This window comes from Pseudomonadota bacterium (assembly GCA_030775045.1).
Classification (GTDB): domain Bacteria; phylum Pseudomonadota; class Alphaproteobacteria; order JALYJY01; family JALYJY01; genus JALYJY01.
Window position 1 is genome coordinate 1 of the sequence record JALYJY010000103.1, and the last position, 6,410, is coordinate 6,410.

Below are 6,410 nucleotides of genomic sequence, written 5' to 3' on the forward strand. Positions count from 1 at the left end.
TTCCTGTGATGCTTTGTTCATCAGCTATCGTATTGAGAGTGGGAGATCCAGAAAGAATACTTTCATCGTCGCCCAGGAGGAATCCGCTATAGCTGGTTGTAAGAGCCGGATTGGCATCGCCATATTCGCGGGTTTTATCATCCGCTGTCACTGTGAGGGTCGGGATAATCGAGTACAGAAATACATTTCCTGTTTCCGTAACAGAATCAGGGCCGTAACCTGCATATGTTTTGCCATACAGTCTGGTAAACCCTGTCAGGCCGCCTGATGTATTGTTATTGGGTGTTGTGGAGTAAACCAGATAGCGTCCGCTTCCCGCATCAAGTGCATTCGCCCCCGCATTGTTAATAAAGCTTCCATTGATGGTGGCAAAAACCATATCCGTATCGGCACCGGCAGCGTTTGTCTGGGTGCCATTAACAGTAATGTTGCCCCCTGTCAGAATTTGAACAGGATCATTCCATGTTGCTTCGCCGATTTCTGCATTCCCGGTTCCATCAGTGCGGCCTATAATAATTTGAGACCACCCGTCTATAATCTTGGACATCTCAGCTGAAGTTATGGAAAATGTACCTGCTCCATCTGCCACGCCAATTGTTGTCGAGACGCTGGAAGGGCGTAGGGTTAAAGTTTTTGATCCGCTTAGCGCTGCATTTAATGGAAATGCAGAGTCTGTTTCTATGGTTAAATTATTCGCACCAAGGGTTTGGGTACCAGCAATTGTTAGTATTCCTGAACCAGTTCTTAATGTTAATGGATCATTCCAGGTTGCGGCATTTGCCGTCAGGTCGCCTGTTCCATCATTTCTACCAATGATAATATCGGACCAGCCATCAGTAATATTGCTTATTTCTCCTGTTGTTAATGCGAGCGTTCCTGCACCTCCAGCCAAGCCTATCGTTGTTGAAGCGGTAGAAGGCTTAATTGTTAAGGCACCGGTACCGGTTAAGGTACTGCTTAAGGTAAGATTTGAATCTGTTTCAAATGTTAAATTATTGGCCCCCATAGTTTGTGCACCAGCTATAGTGATAGTGCCTGAGCCGCTACGTAATGTAAGAGCATCATTCCAGGTGGCAGCATTAACAGCCATGTTGCCGCTGCCATCGCTGCGTCCGATAATAATATTTGACCATCCATCAGTGATATTTCCAAGCTCTGTCGTTGTTAAGTTTAAGCCGCCAGCTCCACCTGCTAATCCAACAGTCGAAGATACGGTGGAGGGTCGAATAGTTAACGTTCCAGTTCCGTTAAGGCCACTATTAACTGCAAGGTTGGTCGTCTCGATGGTCAGATTGTTGGATCCCATAGATTGGGTACCTGAAATGGTTATCGCGCCCGTCAAAGAACGAATAGTTAAAGGATCAGTCCAGCTATAGCCGTTCATGTTAATGGCGCCTGTACTGTCGATGCGCCCAAGAATAATATTTGACCAACCATCTGTAATATTAGCCAGTTCGGGATTCGATAATCCATACGTTCCTGTAGCGCCGTTAATCCCCATACTCATAACGGTTGTGCCCGGATAAAAGGTCAGTGTTCCTGTGCCGGTCAGGGCGCCATTCACAGCTAGATTGGAAGCAGTATTCAGGGTTAAGTTATTAGCGCCCATGGTTTGGGTGCCAGCAATGGTCATTTGGCCAGAATTCGATAGAAGCGTTAAATTATCATTCCAGGTCGCTGCGTTAACTGTTATAGCAGCACTCGAATCAGTACGACCAATCATAATATCCGACCAACCATCTGTAATGTTGGCAAGTTCAGCTGTTGTTAGAGATAAAGTACCAGCTCCACCAGCGAGTCCTACGGTTGTATTCGAGCCTGATGGTTTGATGGTTAAAGTACCAGTACCTGTCAAGGCGCCAGAGACGTCTAAGTTATTCGTTTGTAGAGTTAGATTATTGGCGCCCATGTTTTGGGTTCCAGCGATAGTCATCTGACCAGAGTTGGATAGAAGTGTTAAGTTGTCATTCCAGGTGGCCGCATTGACATTTATTGCAACTGTTGAATCCAAACGTCCTAAAATAATGTCCGTCCATCCGTTAACAATATGACTTAATTCATTTGCTGTCAGGGAGACTGTACCAGTACCACCGGCCAGGCCCATCGTTGTTGTCGTGTTTGCCTGTTGGACTGTTAAAGTTCCTGTTCCGCCAAGATCGGCATTAATGACGGGATCAGCGTTTGTTGTAATAGTTAGATTATTAGAGCCAACATTTTGAGCACCATCAACCGTTATGACACCAGAGCTCGTGCGTAAAGTTAAAGGCGCATTCCAGGTATAGGCATTTAGATTCATATTTCCGGTCATGACTGTGGTGCCAAGAGTAATACTATCCCAAGTGCCTTGAATATTATTCAGATCAGTTGAGCTTAAATTTATGGTACCTGTTCCACCAGCAACCCCAATAGATGTGCTGTTTGTACGAGGCTGAATAATTAAGTTGGCGCTGCCAGCGCTTTCTGTTAAAGCCGCATTAATAGCTATATCACCATCTGCCGTGAGGGTTAATGTTCCGCTTGCAGCAATGGCCGCATTGATAATAAGATTACTGTGAGCGCTTAATGTCAGACTGGTTCCGGAAGACCACGTTATAGGATCTACTACGGTTAATGTTCCCGCCTGGCTTCCTGTCGAAAGCGTTTGTACTGTAACGTTTGAAGAAGCGAGAGCTGTTTGTAATGTGCCGACATTAACGTTGGAAGCGATGTCGGCAAGAAGCGGTTGATATGGGCTTGAAAGTGTAGAAGTATGAAGATTGGTAGAAATAGTTATATTTGTCGGATCCAGCAGCAAAGTCCCCGTTTCTCCCAGAGGAGCCGTTGTATCAACAGTGCCGTTAAATTTAAGATCATCGTGGCTTGAGACTTCGATAAATCCACCATCGCCACCTTCAGCACCGCCTTTAGCCTGAATATGACCTTGGAAATTATTTTCCCGGGCGCCCCAGGTAATGACTTTACCGCCGTTTCCAACATATCCTGCATCGGCTTTAAGGGTCGCACCAGAAGCGATATCTAACTTCCTGGCCAAGCGCATGTCTTTATCGATGCCCACATAAACTTCGCCACCGCCGCTGTGGCCCGAGGCATCAATCGTACTGTTGTTGGCCAGCGCAATGTCGTCAGCGAACATATTCACCTGGCCACCCGTTTTGCCGGTGTTCATATTGGCGACACTGATCGTGCCTTTATTTTCAATCAGGCTGACTTGACCGTTGACGATCTGCATATTGGTTGCCGATGATTGATTGTTTGTCAGGCTGTCCACCACTTCGCGCGCGCTGGTGGCGGTCATGGAGATAATTCCGCCCTCCGCTATCACACTGCCTGTGTTCACGATTTTTTTGCCCACAGCGCTGTTTGGACTAACGGCGACCTGGATCAGGCCATCACCCGCCATATCCAGGGTAAACGTGTCGCCGGCGCCCATGTTGACTTTCCCCAGGCGGGCCTGGATCAGGCCATTGTTTTCAACATGTGGGGCCACCAGGCTGACAAGCCCGGCCTCGCGGGCTGTTATGCTTCCGTTGTTGATGATTTTTCCTGTATCAAGCCCGGGCTGGCTGAAATTCATGTGGCCAGCCATGAAATCCTCGTTCCTGATATCTGCCGTGGTGGCTGTCAGGCCTGCAACGTCAATGACACTGTTCTGGCCAAAGATGATGCCGTTGGGGTTCAGAACCATAATGTGTCCGTTGGCTTTCAGGAAACCGTCAATGGTGCTGGCGCGGGTGTCATTCACCCGGTTGAGGGTGATGGAAGAAGATGAGGGTTGGTGAAACTGAGTTGTTTCACCGTGATCAATATTGAAAGACCGCCAGTCAATGATGGCCTTGTCGCTGGACTGATGGATATCAAGACGGCTGGTGGAAGATGTGATGGTGGCGCTGCCAGCCGAAACAACGCCGTCTTGCGGGTTGGCCAGGGGGAAGACCGGTCTGAGCAGCATGGCAATAATGCCAAGGAAAGCAGCAACCTTCCTTGTCCATTTTCCTGCGTGTGCAAACAGGGACTGAAACAGCAGCATTTCGCGCCTTCTTCCCGCACCACTTCCTGAAAAAACAGCCACACAGCCCGAGGCTGCTTTTCTGTTACTTTTCCATGGTAGGGGAAAAAGACTAACAGATCCTCAAGCAAGGTCAGCAATCGAAGGGTATTTGTATAAAATTTGCCCTAAAAGGAGGCTTTTATGCCCACAAGGTAACGGGCGCTTGTTCCGTTGGCGTATCCCGGGGGGTCGTTTGCCCGCCGGGTGAGGGGGACTGCGGCCAGCAGATAACCCGAGAACCCCCGGGAGTGGACAATATCAATCCCCAGGCCAGCAGATGCTGCGGAGACAGGGTTCTGGTTATTGTCCAGGTTCCAGACCTTTCCAAGGTCATAGAAAGCAAATGGTTCAAAAGAAAAACCGGTCGGGGAAGACAGGCCCAGATACCGCAGTTCCAGGGAGCCTGCGATGCCCCGGTCCCCGGTGATTTCTGAAGGATCGTATCCGCGGCCCAGATCAATGCCGCCGAACCCGAATTCCTCTGAGGACAGAAGGGGCGAGAAGGCATACTGGCCCGCAACCCGGAGACTGGCCTGCCATGCATCTCCCAGGCGCTGCTGGCGCCAGGCATTGAGTACAAGGCTTGTAAAGTCGCTGTGTCCCTCTGCCCGGGACAGTTCGGGGGAGCCGGTCTCGCGGGCGCCTAGGATATCCAGTCCCTGGCGGATCTCCAGAAGCCCGGCGTTGAATCCACCCCAGGAGTCTGTGTGGTAGACAGATCCGGTCAAGCGGGCTGTGCGGATTCTGTCCCTGTAAAGGCTGGTGCCCAGGATGTCTGTATCGATATTCCTGTATTCAAAACCTGCACCCAGATTGACCAGCGTTGACCGCGAGCGGACAAGAGGATGTGTTATATCCAGGCCCAGGGTCCGGGTCAGCCCGGTGATATCAAAGTCTTCCAGCGTATATCCCGATGTGGAGTCAGAAATGCTGCCGTAAGCCTGGACTGTCGTTCCGGCGGAGGATATGGGCAGGCTGTACTGGATACGTCCGTATTTTACCTCATCCGCGGGTACAGTCGTCAGGTATGTGAGCCTGAGCTGGTCAAAGCTGTTCATGAGGCCGACAAAGGACAGGCGTCCGGTGCCCTGCCATGGGCCGCTGAACCGGGATCCTGCGTTGTCCACCGTCACCTCGCCGGATACAGATTTCTCCCGCGACGTTTCAAGCCGCAGGTTGACGGCCCCCGGCACGGCCTGGTCCGGGGGCAGGGAGACCAGCGTGCCTTTCACCTGTATGGCGCCCAGATCCTCCATACGAAGAAGCAGGGATTCCAGCGTTGGCCCATGCAGGGGACGCATAGCCTCAATATTCCGTTTCAGGTCCTGCAGCAGTCCCAGGCCATCGTTCAGTTCAAGGATGGATGTGTAACTGTCAAACTGGACCTGGGCTACATACCCCTCGATAACCTGCAGGGTGACCTGGCCGTTTTTGATGTCCTGGGGCGGGATAATGACACGGGTCAGGATATATCCCCGGGTCTGGTAGTATTTTTCCAGGGTGGAGGCGATGGCCTGGAGGCCCTGGATATCCACCTGCTTGCCGAACCAGTCTGCAACCAGCTGTGTCAGGACCTGGTCCGTAAATACAGTATTGCCTTCCAGAGCAATGGAGGCCAGGGCAAATCCTTCCGGGGCAGTTTCAACAGGCGGGGCAGTAAAGGGTTTCTTTTCTTCAGGCTTGAGGGTCGGGGCTGTTTTTTCCAGCTCTTCCCGGAATTCAGGCCGCATGACAGGTTGTTCCACACGTCCCGGATCTGCAGCGCCGGGCAGCCCTTGCGCCCAGGCTTCCGGGCCATAATACAGGCACAGGAATAGCAGGGCCGCCACCTTCCCCAAAGAAAGAGCCGGCGCCATAATGCGCTGTACTGTCCGGAAAATAGAATTCATGTGAATGGCGAGCGGATACTGAAGACCTTACTACAGCTTACAGTAGATATATGGCATATGCAGGGCAATTTTTAAAATGGCGGAAGAGGTGAGATTCGAACTCACGGTGGACTTGCGCCCACGCCGGTTTTCAAGACCGGTGCCTTAAACCGCTCGGCCACTCTTCCCGCACGCTGACTGCATGTAGCAATTTTCACCCGGCGGGGGAAGGGGCCGCGCATCTCTGCCCGTCAGGCCGAAAGGCTGATCCAGGTCAGCTCGTGCTTGTTGTGGTGCAGGTGCATCAGCCGGGAGCCCGGAATGGCGGCAAAGGCCCGTGCTGTGGCATGGTCTGTGGGCCCCTGGAACTTGATGGTGCAGACGAAATTGCGCACAAGGCCGCTGTCCCGCCAGGTCTGGACCAGCCGCAGCAGGCGTTCCGGATAGCAGATGACATCCGAGCAGAACCAGTCCACGGGGCCGACATCCTCCGG

General features: G+C 51.6%; 3 protein-coding genes and 1 tRNA gene. All 4 read right to left on the minus strand.

All coding sequences use genetic code 11. The features are described from left to right. Positions 1–4,069, minus strand: a 4,069-nt coding sequence (locus M3O22_08235) for a filamentous hemagglutinin N-terminal domain-containing protein (protein ID MDP9196732.1), incomplete at its 3' end; no start/stop codon positions are given. 104 nt (positions 4,070–4,173) lie between these two features. Beyond that, entirely contained in the window at positions 4,174–5,904 is a 1,731-nt protein-coding gene (locus M3O22_08240) for a ShlB/FhaC/HecB family hemolysin secretion/activation protein (GenBank protein ID MDP9196733.1), read from the minus strand. A gap of 110 nt (positions 5,905–6,014) precedes the next feature. Beyond that, positions 6,015–6,104 (minus strand) — tRNA-Ser (locus M3O22_08245). A gap of 63 nt (positions 6,105–6,167) precedes the next feature. Continuing rightward, positions 6,168–6,410 (minus strand): hypothetical protein (locus tag M3O22_08250; GenBank protein MDP9196734.1); only part of this gene is annotated, 243 nt, incomplete at its 5' end.